Genomic DNA, 16,157 nt, shown 5'->3' with positions numbered 1-16,157 from the left:
CTGCCTTGACTTTCCAGGGTGGGCTGCCGCTAGTCGGACGTTACGCTCACGGACGGGCCTGATTTCCTGTCCAGGGATCCACTCCCCGCGGGCCCGTCACCCAGACGTTCACTCCGTACATCGACCCTGGCGGCTCTTGAAAATCATCGCTTTGAACGCCAAAACCTCCCTGATGGGCTTTGCAAATTTCTCCCGTCCAAAAAACATGCAGCCGGTTGTCATTCGTCCATTCGATCGCAAATTTTCCGCCGGTTGCGGTGACCAGATTGCCCGGATCGCAGCCGATATCCGACCACTCCATCCACGCGGAGTCGGGCGTGAAGCCCGGCTGCAGATGGCCGAAATCGTAAAAGTCATCCCCCGATCGCAGGACATACGGATCAAACTTGCTGCTGGACAGTTCGGATTGCCCCCCAAACAGCCACCTCACCTCGGCGGTCAGACCAGCAAAGAAAGGCTCTGCCGAGGCCGACGAGGGAGAGGTGTAGGTAGCCTGCCAATTCGATGTGGCCGCATAGTCGGGGCGGAACTTGTCGAGCGAGAAATATTGCTGGGGGATTTGGCGCAGCAGCTTCGTTTCGCGCGCGGCATAGAATTTGAATCCGCTCTTGCTGGCTTGCATGCCATCGGCGCGCTGAACGACCAGGGTCAGGTTGTCCTGATCCAGGACACCGCTCAGGGCCGGGTCGAGATTGAGCTTGATCCAATTCTCGTGCCATTCCTGAATCTGAAATTTCTGGTGAAAAGTGCCTCCTTTGTAGACATAGACCTGGGCATTGGGGCCAAAATTGCCGAAGGAACATCCCGTAACGGTGTAGAAGTTGTATTTCACGTCCGGGGTAAACGTCGCCGGAGCGGCGTCCCCGCTCACCTTAAGAATCCTCACGGTCGGGTCATGGCCGCAGCTTAGAACCGTCGTATCGATTTGCTGCGCTTGCGTGTACAGAGAGGAACTATTCCCCGGAGCCCCGGAAACTCTTCCAGGCCCGATGCTTCCCGTCGCCGGAGAAATCTGGATGTTCGGGTTAGGTGGCTTTGCTTTGTTGGGGCTATTAGCGCCGGGGCTCGACATCGGTTGTGATTGGACCGCCGGGAGCCCCGCCTGGCCTGCTGGACGAATCCCGATTTTCATCTGGGCCGCCTCGATGTCCGCCGCCTGCTTTTGCCTTTGCAGCACGGCAATGATCGCCGCGTCGCGTATGGCCGCATGAGGATTGCTGATCTTCGCGCTGCTCTTTGGCGGGCCCGGCTTGATCCTCATCCCAGACGCCCGGAGCCTGGGGTCGCTCGAAGCGGGGGTTTGCGGCTGCCCTTGGCGCGTCGGGCCATTTTGCGGCTGCACCCCTTTCAGGGGCGGCGGTGCTGTATTTTGTATCTGAGAGAGGGCCGGCGGCGCCAGCAGAACGGCGCCGCACAGCGTCGCGCAAATCATTTTCGCTGGAAAGTTCATCGTCATTGTTCCTTTCGCTTAAGACTTCAGCCGCCTATAGCTGGCCCAGTTGTTTCTTGGTGTCACTGACGCACTGGGGATCTGCAAGTCCCGTCCAGGGATTCACGCAGCGCGGGCCAAGTACCCACACCTCGACTGCGTACCGGGAAAAGGACGTCCAGTACGATGCATCGCTGCCCCCTGGACCCGCATAGCGTTGCCGGCATCCTTCCACAGTTGTGTGGATCACGAGGTTGCCGGCGTCCCACGCCACATCCCAGTTCCCCTGAACCTCTAGGGTGGGATCGCCCACCTTGCGCACCGGAACCTTCGGCGCTTCCAGGAGCTGGGGGCAATCGGGGGGCACGATGTACCAGTAAACTAAATTCGCGCTCGCGGGGAGGAAGCCTGCGGCCAGATTTCTAAATTGGAAAGTATCCGTCGTCGGCCCCCATGGCGGGGTATTAAACAACCGCTCTATTTCGGTCGTTGGGTCTGCCGGAGTGGAATCCGGCGAAGGGGACGTATAGGTGTTCGGCAGGATCAATGTCTGCAGGTCAACAGGCATCTTCGCGCTGAACTGTGAGGAAGCAATTGCAGCTACCGGAACGGGATTCCCCTGAAGGTCGCCCCTCGCGGCGTAGAATTTGAAGCCATTCTTATTGGTTTGCGTGCCATCTGCACGCTGAACAACCAGAGTCAGATTGTCCTGATCCGGAACTCCGCTTAAAGCCGGATCCAAAGCGATCGTGATGGAGTTCTCGCTCCAAAATCGAATCAAGAAGTTTCCTTGAAAGCTGCCCTTGCCAAAGATGTACACCTTGTTGTTCGCGTTGGATCCCCCAAACGAGCACCCGGAGATGGTGTACAGGTTATATTTTTCGATCGGAGTAAACGTGGCTGGAGCGGCGTCCCCGCTTACCTTGAGAATCCTCATGGTCGGGTCATGGGCGCAGGTTAATGCAGTGGTATCGATTTGATGCGCTTGCGCGTACAAAGAAGGATTATTTCCCGGAGCGTCAGAAACTTTCCCGGGTGCGAGGCTTCCCGTTGCCGGGGCTTTTTGGATGTTTGCGGGGGCCGGGGCTTTTGCTTTGTTGGGGCTATTGGCGCCGGGCGCCGGCATCGGCCGTGGCTGGGGCTGCAATGGAGGCCGCAATTTTGGCTGGGATTGGACCGCTGGCAATCCGGCCGGGCCCGCCGGGCGAATTCCGATTTTCATCTGGGCGGCCTCCATGTCCGCCGCCTGCTTTTGCCTCTGCAGCACAGCGGTGACGGCTGCATCATGCAGCGCGGCACGCGGATTGAGGATCCTTGGACTGGTTTTCCGCAGGCCCAGCTTGATCTTCATGGCCGGCGCTCGGAGCCTGGAGTCACTCGATGCGTGGGGTTGCGGCTGCACACCCTTCAGCGGCGGGGGCGCGGTAGTTTGTATCTGTGCGAATGCGAGCGGCGCCAGTAGCAGTGCCATCACGGCGATCCATAGCGCTTTATGCATTTTCTTTTCCTTTTGGTTTTTTCCCCGGTGCGTCTTTCGAAATGCTGATGTTTGCATTGCCAGCGGGGAGCGCAGCGCTGTCCGCGGGCGCGTCCTTCCACAGCGCTCCGGAGGAGGAACGCCGGTAGAGATAGAGCGTGTATTCGACGTTTCCATCCGACACCACGGAGAGCGTGCGCTCCGCGCGCCAGCCCGGCACATCGAAATCGACCGCGACCACGCGGCTGCCGGCGCGCAGCTGGCTGGCGAGGCGCGCCCGCAGGTGTCCGTTGACGGCACTCAGCAGGTACAGAACGACGACGCTCGCCGAGCTCAGGTCGGCCTCGAAGAAGTTTCCGTAGATGAAGGAAACGCGATCTTGCAGATTCAGTTCGACGACCCGCTTCGCGGAATAAAGGAACAAATCGCGATCATTCTCAATCCCAACGGCTCGGCAGCCAAATTCCTGGGCCGCCAGAATCGGGATGCGTCCGTCGCCGGAGCCCAGGTCGTAGAGGACATCCTCGGGACGCACTTCCGCTAGCTCCAGAATCTCCCGCACTATCGACCAGGGAGTGGAGCAAAAGTGCGCCGCCGATTTCACGGTGGACAGGGAATCCTGCAAGACCTCGATCGAACGTTCCCGCCGCCGGAAAAAACGCCATCTCATCGAATCACACGCCGTCTGCCAAATCATTGGTGTTGAGGCATCCAAAGGGTCCTCGCCTCAGGACGGTAATTAACGCCGTGAGAAGGAATCGTCAAAGGGCCAAAAACTGACTCTTTTCTGACCTGCTAATTGCCGCCATTTCAAGCAGTTCGGAACACGTGACCGATCGAGTCACGCTTGAGTTCTCGTGATATACTCCCGCGCTAGTCATCTCCAGAGGTAGCAATTGGCGATGCAGGGCCCCGTACTCTCCTCTTCGGCGGTGCGGTTCGGTACCTTTAAGGCCGACCTGCAAAATGGTCTGCTGCACCGCAACGAAATCCGGGTCAAGCTTCAAGAACAGCCTTTCCGAATCCTGGCCCTGCTCCTGGAGCATCCCGGCCAGGTGGTGACACGAGAAACGATCCGTCAGACTCTCTGGCCGGACGGCACCTTCGTCGATTTTGATGGCGGATTGAACGCCGCAATGAAGAAATTGCGGGTCGCCCTGAACGATGCCTCGGAGAAGCCTCAATTCATTGAGACCATTCCCAAGCGCGGCTACCGTTTCATTGCCCCCGTAACTCGGGAGGCGCCCCAGGCAGCTTCCTCCCGCCAGAACTTGGATTTCGTTTCCCTTCCCGCAAACGGAGTAAGGCATTCTCCAATTCACGGCCCAGCTCCGCGGCTGGCAATCAGGCAATCCGGCCAGCGGATCGCTATCCTTCTTGGAATATCTCTTCTCGCTCTCGCGGGAATCGCTGCGTATCGCCGGCATGGCCGCCGGCGATCTGTGGGTAGTACCACCGAAGCAGCGATCAGGCCGGTCCTCACACGACGGGCTATCGCCGTCCTCGGCTTTTACAATGTCTCCGGCAAGCCGGAGGACGCCTGGCTCTCCACGGCTCTTTCCGAAATGATGAACACCGAGCTTGCCGCGGGCGGAAAACTGCGTCTCGTGCCGGGTGAAGACGTCTCCCATTTGCGGTTGTCTGCTCCCTGGTCGCCGGCGGATACGCTCGGCCAGCTCACGACTTCGCGCATCGGCACGTCTCTCAACAGTGATTTCTTGGTGCTTGGCGCCTATACCAGCATAGGCGGCCGTGGATCTCGCCAGTTGCGGCTGGACGTGCGCCTCCAGGATGCAAAGACGGGTGAAATCCTGACGGAAGTCGCCGAAATCGGCAGCGATCAAGATCTTTTCCAACTCGTCTCCCGCATCGGCGGAAAGATGCGTGACCGTCTCGGAGTTCCCAATCTTCCGCAAACGGACGAACCAAGCGTGTTCGCCACACTTCCGGCTAACCGCGAAGCCGCTCGCTTCTATGCCCTGGGTCTCGATCGCTTGCGCCAATTCGACGCGTTCGGGGCCGCCGAACTCCTGGATCAGGCGGTCAAGGCAGATCCCAAGTTTCCCCTCGCTCACTCCATGCTCTCGGATGCCTGGCAGCAACTTGGCTATGGGCAGAGAGCAAAGGAGGAAGCACGGAAAGCCCTCGATCTGTCGGCCAATCTCTCGCCGACACAAAAATTACTGACCGAAGGCCACTATTACGAAACCCTTGGCCAGATGGACCAGGCGGCTTCGGACTACGGCGCACTCTATGCTTATTACCCTGATTGTCTGGAGTGCGGCCTCTCTCTATCGGCCGCTCAAATTCAAGCTGGCCATCTGCAGGACGCAATCGCTACGCTGAACTCGCTTCGCAGATTGCCTTTCCCCCTCTCCGATGATCCGCGCATAGACTTCAACGAACAATGGGCTGTTTCCACCTATGACCGCCCGCGGCAGTATGCGCTCCTCGAGAGCACTGCCCGAAAGGCCGCTGCGCGTGGGCAAAAACTGCTCTATGCCAGGGCAAGAGTTTCCGAGTGCACCAATCTATTGTTCGTCGGGCGGCCCGCCGAGGCCATGGCTACTTGCGATGAAGCACGCTCCGTCTTTGAAACTCTTGGAGATCGCGCGGGCGTTACAAAAACGCTCATGCTCCAAGCTGCCCGGCAATCCGATGAGGGCCACTACCAGCTTTCTCTCCAGACATTGAAACAAGCATTGCAGCTCGCGCGGGAGCTGGGCGGCAGTGAATTAATCGCTGGCGTTTTGAACGGCATGGGCAATACCTATGAAAATATGAGCCGCCTGGAAGAAGCCGCACAAAGTTTTCGAGATTCGCGCAAGAAATACGAGAAATCCGGCAACAAGAGCGGCATCTCCGCAACCGCTGCCAACCTTGCCGGCGTTCTTGTATTCCTTGGCGATCTTCGCGCGGCCTATAAGACGTACGATGAGGCGCTGCGGATCGATGAGTCCATTTCTCCCTCCCGCGGCTGCTATGCCCATTACAACATCGCCTCTCTCTCGGTGACGATGGGGGATTTGCAAACTGCACGCAGTCACATCGAACCAGCTTTAAAGGCCTGCGCTGCCCAGATGATCGCGCGGCAAAACGGCTCCGCCATCGGCGTGCTGGGCGATATTTTGAAATCGCAAGGCAATCTCTCTGAAGCTCGGGAGAAATACCAGGAAGCGCTGGAAATCTATACCAAAGCGGATGCTCAGGATTTGCTCCCGGGCGTGAAAATGAATTTGGCGCTGGTTGCCCTGGAAGAAGAACATACTGCCGAAGCGGAGAAATCTCTGCGAAATCTATCTGCCGGTTTTGAACAACAGAAAGATTCCGGCGGCGCGAGCAACGCGTTCCTGCTTCTCAGCCGCGCGCTCCAGAGGGAAGGAAAACTGGATGACGCGCGCAAGAGTCTGTTCCGCGCGGAACAGCTGAGTCACTCCGTCTCCGATTGGACGCTGCAGATGAGCCTCTCGATTCAGGATGCCCGTCTGATAGTCGCCACAGATTCCGCAGCAAAGGTTCACAGCAAAGCTTTCGCAGTGGCCAGAACGCATCTGCAAACCGTGATTGCCGCTGCACGAAAGCAGGGAAATTACACCCTGGAGTGCGCCGCTCGCCTCGCGCTCGGAGAACTGGAACTCCGCTACAATCCTCGCATCGCCCGCGTTCAGCTGCAGGCTCTCGCCAAGGAAACGCACGACCGCGGCTTCGAACTGGTCTCGCGCAAGGCCACACAACTTCTTTCCTCAACTCAAATCTTCTAAATGCGGCTCGGAAATCCTTCAATTCATTTGTGATGAAGAGAATGGCTCCCCGGGCAAGATTCGAACTTGCAACCCTTCGGTTAACAGCCGAATGCTCTACCGTTGAGCTACCGGGGAACCGCAGAAGCAGAAAGGCTCGCTGCACTGACGGGCTCAGTCTAGCGAAGCCTTTGCAAGGCTGTCAACGCGGGCCTCAGGCCAGCACTTCCGCGACGAGCGCGGCCACATGCCCGGCGATGGACGGCGCGGAGGTCAGCCCCGGCGACTCGATCCCCACCAACTGAATGGCCTGCGGCACGCCGGGGTCGCGGGCGATCACGAAATCCGCCGGGCCCTTCTCGCCCGGCGGCACCAGCTTCGGCCGGATTCCCGAATAGGCCAGGTGCAGGTCGCTCTCCCCGATCTCCGGCAGCAGAACCCTGGCGCTGGCGGCAAAGTCCGCGGGCTTGAGGCGGTCATGCTCATAGTCGTTCTTGTCCGCGATGTAGCGCGCCGTCGGCCCCACCAGCACGGTGCCCCACAGTGTCTTGGTGAAGTGCGCGCCAAGCGTCAGCATATCGGCGTGGGGCAGCGGATAGACCAGCGCGTTGATCAGCCCAGCCTGCGCGCCGCGCATCTCGCAATACTCGCCGCGCACCGGATAGATTTTCCAGGAGCGATTGCCGAGCAGCGCCGCCACTTCGTCGGAGTACAGCCCCGCGGCGTTGACCACGCAGCGCGCCTCGATTGTCTCGCGCTGGCTCGACTCCTCGTCGCCGATGCGCAGCTCCGCGCGGATGGCCGCCCCGCGCGGCTCGAGCGCCGTCACCCGCGCGCGGGTCACGATGCTGGCGCCCTGCTCCGCCGCCACCCGCGCGTAGGCCTTCACCAGCTCCTCCGCCGAGAGGATCCCCGTGGAAGGCACCTCCAGCGCGGCCACGCCGGCAACGTGCGGCTCGCGCGCGCGGATCCCCGCCGCGTCCAGCAGGCGCAAGCCCGCAACGCCGTTGGCCTCGCCACGCCGCTGCAGCGGCGCCAGCTCCTCCGCCTCGTGGGCATTCGCCGCCACGATGAGCTTGCCGGTGCGGCGGTGCGGCACGCCATGCGCGGCGCAGAATTCGTACGTCAGGCGGTTGCCCGCCAGGCAGTGCCGGGCCTTCAGCGAATCCTTGGGGTAGTAGAGCCCGGAGTGGATGACGCCGCTGTTGCGGGTGCTGGTGGCCATACCGGGCTTGGGCAGCGCCTCCACCAGATAGACGTCGTCCCAGCGCCGCGACAATTCGCGGGCAATCGCGCAGCCCACCACCCCGCCGCCGATGATCAGTATTTTGGCCTGGTCCATCGCCCAAGCAGGATACGACAGCAGGAACGAAATGAGAACGATCAGGCAGGAAAGCAGGGGGTGCGAAAATCGCTGATAACAGCGGGTTTGGGAATCGAGTGGAAATTTTTGGGGAGCACCCCCTACCCACCCCCCCGTTGTAGGCAAAAGAGTGCGGAAGTGATTGATTGCGCGGGAGTTGTTGTTCGTTCGTGGGAGAAAAGAGTGTGTAAGATGAAGAAAAGAAAGGGGGATGAAGAGAAGAGGTCGAAAGTTGAAAGTTGAAGGTTGAAAGTTTGAAAAAGGAAGGTGTGAAGGCAGGAAAAGGAGCTGGTGACTCGTGACTCGTGACTGGTGACTCGTGGCCCGCGGCGCATAGGTGGAGACGATGATTCGTGCAAGGGAGGCAGGAGGGCGTAAGAGCAGAAAACAAAGGAGTTCGCTGGAAGCCGTTCTCTGAGGAGGGACGGGCGGGGTGGAAGAATGGATGGGGCGGAGGTTGCGCGGACAAGGAGTGTGGCTCCGTCTCCTCCGCGCCGGAAACTGCAGGAAGTATAATTCACGCGGTACTGAACGTCAATATTATTTAGTAGTAGTATTCGAAAAGGGATGGACCGGAAAGAACAAATCCGAAGCAGCCGTTCAGAGTGACACCCGCTACGGGAGTGCATTCGGGAGTGAACTTCGAGCAACCGAAACGCAAAATCAAAACCCGCACCCCTGCAAAAACCGCAAGGATGCGGCACCCAAATTCGTCTGAGGGGCTAGCGTTTGCGGCACCCGGCTATCCGCCACCGCTGAGGACAGGCTGGCGAATTCTACGCTTTCACTTCTTTCCCTTGGGCCAGGGGGTCAGCATGGACACGCCGCTCCGGTAAACGCGGTAGGCCTCGCCGTGGAAGGTAATCAAGTCGCGTTCCTCGAATTGGATGGCCACCACGATGTACGCCGTGCACATCGCCGCGAAGTAGAGATGTCCAAAGGTCATTTGCGGCGCGCTCCAGAAGGCGATGATGAAACCCAGGTAGATGGGATGGCGAACCCACTTGTAGAAGCTGGGGGTCCGAAATGCCGGAGGCGGATAGGCTTGTCCGCGCCAGTAAGTCCACACTTGTTTCAGTCCAAAGAGGTCAAAGTGATCAATCAAAAAGGTAGAAACCAGGACAATCAGCCAGCCGGCCGCGAAGAGGCCGTGAAGAAGGAGCCGGCCGGCAGGGCTCTGCACGCTCCAGACCAGCGCGGGCATGGCTTGCCAAGTACGAACCAGCAAGAGCAGCAGGAGACTCGCGATCAGGACGTAGGTACTGCGTTCCACCGGCGGCGGAACAAGCCGCGTCCAGATGCGCTTGAACCATTGGCGGGCCATGACGCTGTGCTGAACGGCAAACAGCGCGAGCAGGCCAGTGTTAATCAGGAAGTTTTGCGGCCACGGCGCGGCCGGGTGCGGCGCGTCGAGCGTCCAGACAAACCAGATCGCGCACAAAAAACTGGCCAAGAAAACCAGATAGCACAGCACACCATAGAACAATGCCCAGATTCTCTTCATGGCGAACCTCCTGGCCAGCGAACGCGCTTGCACCCCGTGGGTGGTAAGACTGGGCCTGTGGGCCGGTCAAAAAGGATTCGGAATTGACGATTGCCAGTCTATTTTTGGCAAGACCATAGGCCGGCCACCCTCGCGTGTCAAGCGCAGATCGCCACGGACGCGGTGGGGAAGCAATCGCGGCGCGCTTCGCAGGAAAATAAAGGAGGGGTTCTTCGTTTTTTCGGAATCGGAGGGCGTGAGAGCAGTAGGGAAAGGAGTTTGCTGGAAGCCGGACTGGATGACGGGTTGGGGGACGAAAGGCGTGTCCGGGGACAGGGTTACTTCAGGCGGTAGTCGCCGCCGCCGAGGAATTCGAGGAAGCCCATGTCCCGCAAGAGCTGCAGTTGCTGGCGGACTATGGGTTCAGGGAATGCGATAACATCGTCGGTGCAACTCTGATCCTTCGCGCAGAGGGCTGCGTCCGCGATGCAGGGCATGATTCACGCTGAGACTCGGACTGAGCTCCGGAAAAGCTGCACGTCGTCATCCACCAAATTACGCCCTTGACGAAGACGCCGCATGTACTTCTCCGCATCCCGTAATCGAGTGAAGTTCTTTGCGCCCGCGGCGATGCCGCGCCAGACTTCAACCACAGTGTATAGTCTCAGGTTATGGGTTCGCCGCATCATGTGAATCTCCTTTCAAGAGGCGCCGGTGCCAAGCGAAGACGTTAGCGTATTCAAGAAAGCTGCACAGTTCTGCAAGGCCACTTTTCTTGAAAGTTGGCCGGAAAAGTTGCCGCGAGAAAAGGTCCCTTCTGACGTCGTTCGACACGATTGAAAACCGTGAAACCCTTGGGTCCGTCAACAAGATGTCATTGAATCGCAGCAATCCGGAGTAGACAGGCGTTGAGTGCTCAACCTCGTACAGGCCCTCAATCTTGTTCCTACCATTCGCAACCCACACGACATCAATTTCGCGGAGAATTCCACGCACTTGATCAAATCCTTCCGGCAGGTGGCGACGGAGTGGAAAGTCCTTGGTCAGAGACCAGTCAAGTTTTCCGATGTCGGATTCAGGCACGAATACTTCATACCCTTTTGCATGGCCAATTCCGGCAAGGAGCGTTTGAACCTGGGAATGTGAGAGAGAACTCGCCTCACGGAGTTTTTCGGCCTCCAGGCTGCGCTCAAGTGTTTCGAATCCGACATACGCCTCGACGTTGAATCTTCCTTGCCGGGCCACGTAGAGCTCCAGAGCATTCGCTTGATTAGTAAGCTGAACCTTATACTGTCCGTCCTTTGCTGGCTGGGCATTAGCAAAGACTTCTTCGAAATCCAGATACGGAACGAAGACCGGTGGTGAACCGTCGTTGAGGAGGAAGCACAGAAACGAGTTATGTCCTTCGAGTTGACGCAAGTCTACTTCGCGCAGTCCGAAGAAAGTGCGGCCTCCTGCATGCACCTTGGAATACCGGAAGTAGACACGTGCCGCTTCGTCTCCGATGACGAACAGCGATTCACTACCCTTGAGTTTGCGAACGTCTCCAAAGCGCTGGCGGAGTTCATCGAGGATTCTTGATTTCTTAGGATTCGCCATTGCTTAACGATTCTATACCACGACTGGCCTCGTAAAGTCGTTTATGGCACGTCCAATATGCGGCTGGCAGAGATGGACGGCGTGAGGCCTGTGTAACGGCATTCGAATAATTAATTAGAGGAGGCGGTAGCGGCCGCGGCCAAGGAATTGAAGAATGCCCATGTCTCTTAGCTCTTGTAGTTGTTGTCGAATCTTCTGCTGAATGTGTCGGTTTGCGGGGTGCAGACGAAAAAGATCGTGTTCGAAGTCATACACATCATGCAGGAAAAAATCCCGTTTACCCAAGGAATGCACGACTCGGAGAACGTCCAGGGTCCATCCCCTTGCTTCAACGCTCATTTTGCCTAGATCGCGTAGTTTGTTGTATTGCCTCCTCACTTGGGTTGCGGGGTGGACGCTGCCATTTGTTATGAGTGGAATTTTGGCCTCAGCGGGGATATCTCCGAGCATTATCGAACATCCTACCCAGTCATGCCGCTCAGCAGTAGGACTTAGCGGATTCCGCTTTTTGATTACAGAAAGCGTATAGCTAAAGCGTGGAACCAAAAGGAGGTTGCTCACGCTCCACCGTTCCGGCTCATAGTGGAGGGCTAATATGTTAGGGGTCTTGTCGGTCTCAATTGCCTCCTGCATTTTCTCGTAAGCGCCGTCGGTGAGAGTGTTGCCCAACCTTCTTTTCTGGCTTTTGAGTTGGAAACGCTCGGCGCATTTTGGGCAGGTAAAATCGACGGCGGGTGTGTTCGTGCGAGTGCGGTCCAGACTATCCGAAGTACAGTTCACACAGAAAAGATTTAGTTCACCCCATGCTTCCGTTCCTACGCGGGCGCGTTGGGAGGCGCTCTTGTAGCGGTCGAGGCCAGCAGTGGGAATACGCAGGTCCACGCAGGGATTAGATCACGGGTAGCGTCCGAGAAGAAAGATGCCGCCCTAAAGGGACGGCGCTACGCAAGAACAAGAGCGAAGAGGCCGGGCTAAAGCCCGGCGGCTACATAACACCACTGCCGATTAGGCCAGATAGATTTCGGTTTCGGTTTTGATGATGAAGAGGGCGTCGGAGTCGGAGCGGCCGGAGGCGCGGAATTTTTGCCAGGCGTCGTCGAGAGATTCGGCGAGGACGGTGAAGATGACCTCGCGCTTCGAGCGGCCGATGAAGTAGAAGCGGCGCTCCTGCTGGACGAGTTGGAACTGAGGCGGCATGTAAGAGAGCTCGCTGGCGCTCGCTTGCCGATCTGAAGATCGGCCACTACACCCGAGCGAAAAGCAGATCCCTCGCTGCGCTCGGGATGACAAACGAGCCGGCGAGACGTCGGCGCTATTGGATCGATCCATAGGATCGGGAAACGGATCAAGGGAAAACTGAAGGCAGGAAATAGAAAGATCGACCTGTACCAATTCGGAACTGATGCGGCGGAGGGAGAGGCTGACGGATTCGAGAGAGAGTTCGCAGCCGAAGGCGTGGCGGCGGAGGCGGAAGGCGGTGAGCAAGGTGGTGCCACCGCCGAGGAAGGGATCGAGGACCAGGTCGCCTTCGTGGGAGGAGGCGAGGAGGATGCGTTCGAGCAGGGCCACTGGTTTCTGCGTGGGGTGCTTGCCGAACTTCTTCTCCCAGGGCTCGGGAGGAGGGATGGTCCAGACGGACTTCATCTGCTTGCCGCCGTTGGTTTCCTTCATGAGCTTGTAATTGAAGGTGTGGCGGGACTTTTTGTCCTTGGCGGCCCAGATGATGGTTTCGGTGGCGTGGGTAAAGTAGCGGCAGGAGAGATTGGGCGGGGGATTGGGTTTGACCCAGGAAATGTCGTTGAGGAGCTTGAAACCGAGCTGCTGCATGGCGAAGCCGACGGAATGAATGACGTGGGCGGTGCCGCTGACCCAGATGGAGCCGTTGGGTTTGAGGACGCGCTGGCAGGCGGCGAGCCAGGAGCGGTTGAATTCGTGATTGGCGCCGGGGCCTTTGGATTTGTCCCATTCGCCTTTGTTGACGCTGACCATGCGGCCGGCGTGGCAGGTGATGCCGCCGTTGGAAAGGAAGTACGGGGGGTCGGCGAAGACGAGGTCCACGGAGTTTTCGGGAATTTTTTCCAGGATGTCGAGGCAATCGCCCTGGTAGATTTTGATGTTGTGGCGGGGGTCGTGGAAGACGGGAGGAGGCAGAGGGTTGGAGACGGAGGGGTGGGAACCGTGGGGCTTCGCGCTGAGTTTGGGCGGCGTCATGGGGTGGTTTGGGCGTCTTCTCCGCGGGCTACGGGGAAGTGCGCGGGCGATCGGGATCGTTGATCGAAGGGGTACGAGTGTCAAGAGAATGATCGTGAGGGGTGGTGCGGGGGGCGGTGGGCGGAAGGGCGGCGGGGGCGGTACAGGATCTGGAGCGAAGAGGCCGGGCTAAAGCCCGGCGCCTACATAACATCTCTCGGGATGAATACCGCCCGGCGAATACATAACAAAGGGCACCACCCGCCGGGGGGAACCGGAATCCGGGCCGGGCTAAAGCCCGGCGCCTACATAATCCAGCCCACATAATCCGAAACCAATTCAGCGGGGCTGGCCGCGCAGTAAGAGGGCAAATAGGGGCGGCGGATGTAGAGGCCGGGCTTTAGCCCGGCGGTTTTCTTTTCCAGGGAGGCAGCCACTCGGTACTGGCAAGGCTGCGCTTCATCCAATCTATTGTTTGGGAGCCGGACAAAGGATAGAGATGCGGGTCTGTGCAAAGCCCCTGGCGAACCGGGTTCATCCGGATGTAGCAGGCCACATCCTCGATGGCCTCCGCTCTGCGCAAGATATGGTCGTAGAATCTCGTTTGCCAGAGTTGCTGGGAGTTTGAGCGGCGGCAGGCAAATGCGGTGCGTTGTTTGAATACGTGGATGAATTTCACGAGGTCGCAGGCATCGTCCATGCCTTCCGCGAGGAAATGAAGATGGTCCGGCATGAGGCAAAAGGAATGGAGCGAAAAAGAGCGCCGGGCGGCGGATTCGGCCAAATACGAGAGCGTGCAGCGGCCCAGGGAAAGATCGGCGAAGACGGGGCGCCGTTTTTCGCAGCATATCGTGACGAAGCAGATGCGGCGGCCACGATAGTCTTCCCGGGGAAGGCGCAGACGTTTGAGATAGAAGGGCACGGGCGAAGGCTATCACGGAGAAATTCGGAGGGATAGCGGATCGATTATAGTGAAGGTGATGATGAACCGGAGGGTGGACGGGCCGGGCTAAAGCCCGGCATCTACATAACATCGGGGCCGGGTGGCTACAGTCCCGATTGGGCGGGATTCCGACTGGCCGGGCCAAAGCCCGGCGCCTACATAACTTCAGGGGTTGCGGCGGGCGGCTTGGTTGGCGAGGGCGTCGCAGCGGTTGTTGTCGGGGTCGGCGGCGTGGCCTTTGACCCATTGCCAGCGGATTTCATGCCGTTGGTGCAAGCGGTCGAGCTCTTCCCATAGTTCGCGATTCTTGATGGGTTCCGTTCCGGGCTTGCCGTTTTCTTTGCGGACCCAGCCGTTGCGTTTCCAGTTGTGAATCCACCTGGTCATGCCGTCCCGCACATACCGGGAATCGGTGCGGATGACCACGGCGCAGGATTCGTGCAACGCTTTCAGGCCCTCGATGACGGCCTGGAGCTCCATGCGGTTGTTGGTGGTGGCCGCTGCGGCGCCGCTCAACTCCCGGACGCGGTCTTTGTAACGGAGGAGACAGGCCCAGCCGCCCGGGCCGGGATTGCCGATGCACGCGCCGTCGGTGATGAGAACGATCCGTTTCATTTTGCCAGCGGTCTTACCTCAGTCTTCGATCACCGATTCATCGAAGAGCGGGGCGCAGAGGGCGGTGTGGGCGGACGTGCCGTCGTGGACGGCATAGGCCGCGGGGGATTTGTCGTAGTGATTGTTCCAGAGGGAGGCGCTGCCGTGCACGCCGTCCTTGTTGAGGGCGTAGAAGAAGAGGTGGAAGTGGCGCAGGCGCTTCTTGTCATTGTTGTAGTTGCGGGCGACGCGGTGCAGGGCTTCGAGGCAGGCGTCGGTGGGGGAGAGGCCCTTGCGCATCATCTCGACGACGGTGTGGCCGCCGGCGACCTTGATGTTCTCCTCGCCCTTGCCGGTGGAGCCGGCGCCGCCGACGTCGCCATCCACGTAGAGGCCGGCGCCGATGATGGGGGAATCGCCGACGCGCCCGGCGATCTTCCAGGCCAGGCCGGAGGTGGTGGTGGTGCCGGAGAGTTCGCCCTTCTCGTTCACGGCGAGGCAGTTGATGGTGCCGGTCGGCGGATGGGCGACCACTTGTTCGGCCCAGGGCAGCCAGGCCCGCTTCTCCGGGGTGTCGAAGAGCGCGGCCATCGTCTGCAGGTGTGACCGCGAAGCGGTAGACGATATGGGTGACCGCGAAGCGGTCAACTCCTTCCACTCCGGGCTGTCCAGGCCGGGGCGCCAGTTTTCCGCGGTCTTGGCCTTCCAGGCCAGCCAGGCGAGGCGCGCTTTTTCGGTGAGGAGGTTCATCTCCTCGAAGCCTTCGTCCACGGCGAAGCGCGTGGCGCCGGAGCCCACGAGCATGAGGTGATTGGTGCGCTCCATGACCGTGCGGGCGAGGCGCGCGACGTTTTTGATGCGGCGCACGGAGGCGACCGCGCCGGCGCGGCGCGTGGGCCCGTGCATGACGCTGGCGTCGAGCTCGACTTCGCCGTCTTCGTTGGGCAGGCCGCCGAGGCCGACGGAGGTGTCCTCGGGATCGTCCTCGACGGCGGTGACCGTGGCGAGGACGGCATCGAGGGTGTCGCCGCCCTTCTGCAGGATATCCATGCCGCGCTGCAGTTGTTTCAGTCCGTTGAGGCTGGAGATCATCACCGGGCGCTTGCCCGGGGCGGCGGCTGCGGCGGCGCGCGCCGCGCCCGCGCCGTTTGCGGGCAGCGCTTCGCCGCCCGGCAAGGCGCGCCCGAAGAGCTTTCCGGTTCCGGCGACGACGCTGCCCGCCAGGGAAGTGAGAAAGAAGCGCCTGCGTGTCCAGTTGTCCATGGGTATTCTCCTTTGCGCGAGTCGAAGAGAGATTCTTTCCGGCCGGGCCGGAATCTGCGATCGCTCCGTAAATCTA

General features: G+C 59.6%; 13 protein-coding genes and 1 tRNA gene. 1 reads left to right on the top strand and 13 read right to left on the bottom strand.

Features of this window, described 5'->3' with window-relative positions; all coding sequences use genetic code 11:
* Positions 1–46 precede the first annotated feature (46 nt).
* From LAN61_01900 to LAN61_01890, 3 genes are all read right to left on the bottom strand, one after another.
* The gene (locus tag LAN61_01900; protein MBZ5539250.1) at positions 47–1,456 is read right to left on the bottom strand and encodes a hypothetical protein; all 1,410 of its coding nucleotides are present in this window, start codon (positions 1,454–1,456) and stop codon (positions 47–49) included.
* 28 nt (positions 1,457–1,484) lie between these two features.
* Entirely contained in the window at positions 1,485–2,780 is a 1,296-nt protein-coding gene (locus tag LAN61_01895; protein MBZ5539249.1) for a hypothetical protein, read from the bottom strand.
* A gap of 139 nt (positions 2,781–2,919) precedes the next feature.
* Positions 2,920–3,576, bottom strand: a complete 657-nt coding sequence (locus LAN61_01890; GenBank protein ID MBZ5539248.1) for a hypothetical protein — start codon at positions 3,574–3,576, stop codon at positions 2,920–2,922.
* A gap of 226 nt (positions 3,577–3,802) precedes the next feature.
* Between LAN61_01890 and LAN61_01885 the strand changes: the two genes are divergently transcribed.
* Positions 3,803–6,667, top strand: coding sequence for a winged helix-turn-helix domain-containing protein (locus tag LAN61_01885; protein ID MBZ5539247.1), 2,865 nt, complete (start codon positions 3,803–3,805; stop codon positions 6,665–6,667).
* A 42-nt stretch (positions 6,668–6,709) separates the two neighbouring features.
* On the opposite strand, the gene LAN61_01880 is transcribed toward LAN61_01885, so the two are convergent.
* The 10 genes from LAN61_01880 to LAN61_01835 all read right to left on the bottom strand — a co-directional run bounded on the left by LAN61_01880 (position 6,710) and on the right by LAN61_01835 (position 16,081).
* Positions 6,710–6,784 (bottom strand) — tRNA-Asn (locus tag LAN61_01880).
* 76 nt (positions 6,785–6,860) lie between these two features.
* Complete coding sequence (locus LAN61_01875) at positions 6,861–7,988, bottom strand: NAD(P)/FAD-dependent oxidoreductase (protein MBZ5539246.1); 1,128 nt, start codon at positions 7,986–7,988, stop codon at positions 6,861–6,863.
* A gap of 805 nt (positions 7,989–8,793) precedes the next feature.
* Positions 8,794–9,513, bottom strand: coding sequence for an isoprenylcysteine carboxylmethyltransferase family protein (locus LAN61_01870; protein MBZ5539245.1), 720 nt, complete (start codon positions 9,511–9,513; stop codon positions 8,794–8,796).
* A gap of 317 nt (positions 9,514–9,830) precedes the next feature.
* Positions 9,831–9,989 (bottom strand): hypothetical protein, encoded by a 159-nt coding sequence (locus LAN61_01865; protein ID MBZ5539244.1) that lies wholly within the window; start codon positions 9,987–9,989, stop codon positions 9,831–9,833.
* 172 nt (positions 9,990–10,161) lie between these two features.
* Positions 10,162–11,091 (bottom strand): hypothetical protein, encoded by a 930-nt coding sequence (locus LAN61_01860; GenBank protein MBZ5539243.1) that lies wholly within the window; start codon positions 11,089–11,091, stop codon positions 10,162–10,164.
* 114 nt (positions 11,092–11,205) lie between these two features.
* Positions 11,206–11,973, bottom strand: coding sequence for a restriction endonuclease (locus tag LAN61_01855; protein ID MBZ5539242.1), 768 nt, complete (start codon positions 11,971–11,973; stop codon positions 11,206–11,208).
* 123 nt (positions 11,974–12,096) lie between these two features.
* Complete coding sequence (locus LAN61_01850) at positions 12,097–13,302, bottom strand: site-specific DNA-methyltransferase (GenBank protein ID MBZ5539241.1); 1,206 nt, start codon at positions 13,300–13,302, stop codon at positions 12,097–12,099.
* 379 nt (positions 13,303–13,681) lie between these two features.
* Complete coding sequence (locus LAN61_01845) at positions 13,682–14,203, bottom strand: transposase (protein MBZ5539240.1); 522 nt, start codon at positions 14,201–14,203, stop codon at positions 13,682–13,684.
* A 186-nt stretch (positions 14,204–14,389) separates the two neighbouring features.
* Positions 14,390–14,839 (bottom strand): ribonuclease HI, encoded by a 450-nt coding sequence (gene rnhA, locus LAN61_01840; protein MBZ5539239.1) that lies wholly within the window; start codon positions 14,837–14,839, stop codon positions 14,390–14,392.
* Positions 14,840–14,857: 18 nt separating this feature from the next.
* A complete protein-coding gene (locus LAN61_01835) occupies positions 14,858–16,081 on the bottom strand; it encodes a N(4)-(beta-N-acetylglucosaminyl)-L-asparaginase (GenBank protein MBZ5539238.1) in 1,224 nt (407 codons plus the stop codon).
* Positions 16,082–16,157 lie beyond the last annotated feature (76 nt).

The sequence above is a fragment of the Terriglobia bacterium genome, from assembly GCA_020072785.1.
Taxonomy (GTDB): Bacteria; Acidobacteriota; Terriglobia; order Acidiferrales; family UBA7541; genus Acidiferrum.
Note: the sequence above shows the minus strand (reverse complement) of the source record. Positions and strands in the feature narration are given on the sequence as shown.

What these genes read in the sequence shown, in the direction of transcription:
- LAN61_01865 (MBZ5539244.1), bottom strand. Translation starts at nt 9,989, where the DNA reads ATGCCCTGCATCGCGGACGCAGCCCTCTGCGCGAAGGATCAGAGTTGC.
- LAN61_01875 (MBZ5539246.1), bottom strand. Translation starts at nt 7,988, where the DNA reads ATGGACCAGGCCAAAATACTGATCATCGGCGGCGGGGTGGTGGGCTGC.
- LAN61_01835 (MBZ5539238.1), bottom strand. Translation starts at nt 16,081, where the DNA reads ATGGACAACTGGACACGCAGGCGCTTCTTTCTCACTTCCCTGGCGGGC.
- rnhA (MBZ5539239.1), bottom strand. Translation starts at nt 14,839, where the DNA reads ATGAAACGGATCGTTCTCATCACCGACGGCGCGTGCATCGGCAATCCC.
- LAN61_01860 (MBZ5539243.1), bottom strand. Translation starts at nt 11,091, where the DNA reads ATGGCGAATCCTAAGAAATCAAGAATCCTCGATGAACTCCGCCAGCGC.
- LAN61_01895 (MBZ5539249.1), bottom strand. Translation starts at nt 2,780, where the DNA reads ATGAAGATCAAGCTGGGCCTGCGGAAAACCAGTCCAAGGATCCTCAAT.
- LAN61_01900 (MBZ5539250.1), bottom strand. Translation starts at nt 1,456, where the DNA reads ATGACGATGAACTTTCCAGCGAAAATGATTTGCGCGACGCTGTGCGGC.
- LAN61_01850 (MBZ5539241.1), bottom strand. Translation starts at nt 13,302, where the DNA reads ATGACGCCGCCCAAACTCAGCGCGAAGCCCCACGGTTCCCACCCCTCC.
- LAN61_01870 (MBZ5539245.1), bottom strand. Translation starts at nt 9,513, where the DNA reads ATGAAGAGAATCTGGGCATTGTTCTATGGTGTGCTGTGCTATCTGGTT.
- LAN61_01890 (MBZ5539248.1), bottom strand. Translation starts at nt 3,576, where the DNA reads ATGAGATGGCGTTTTTTCCGGCGGCGGGAACGTTCGATCGAGGTCTTG.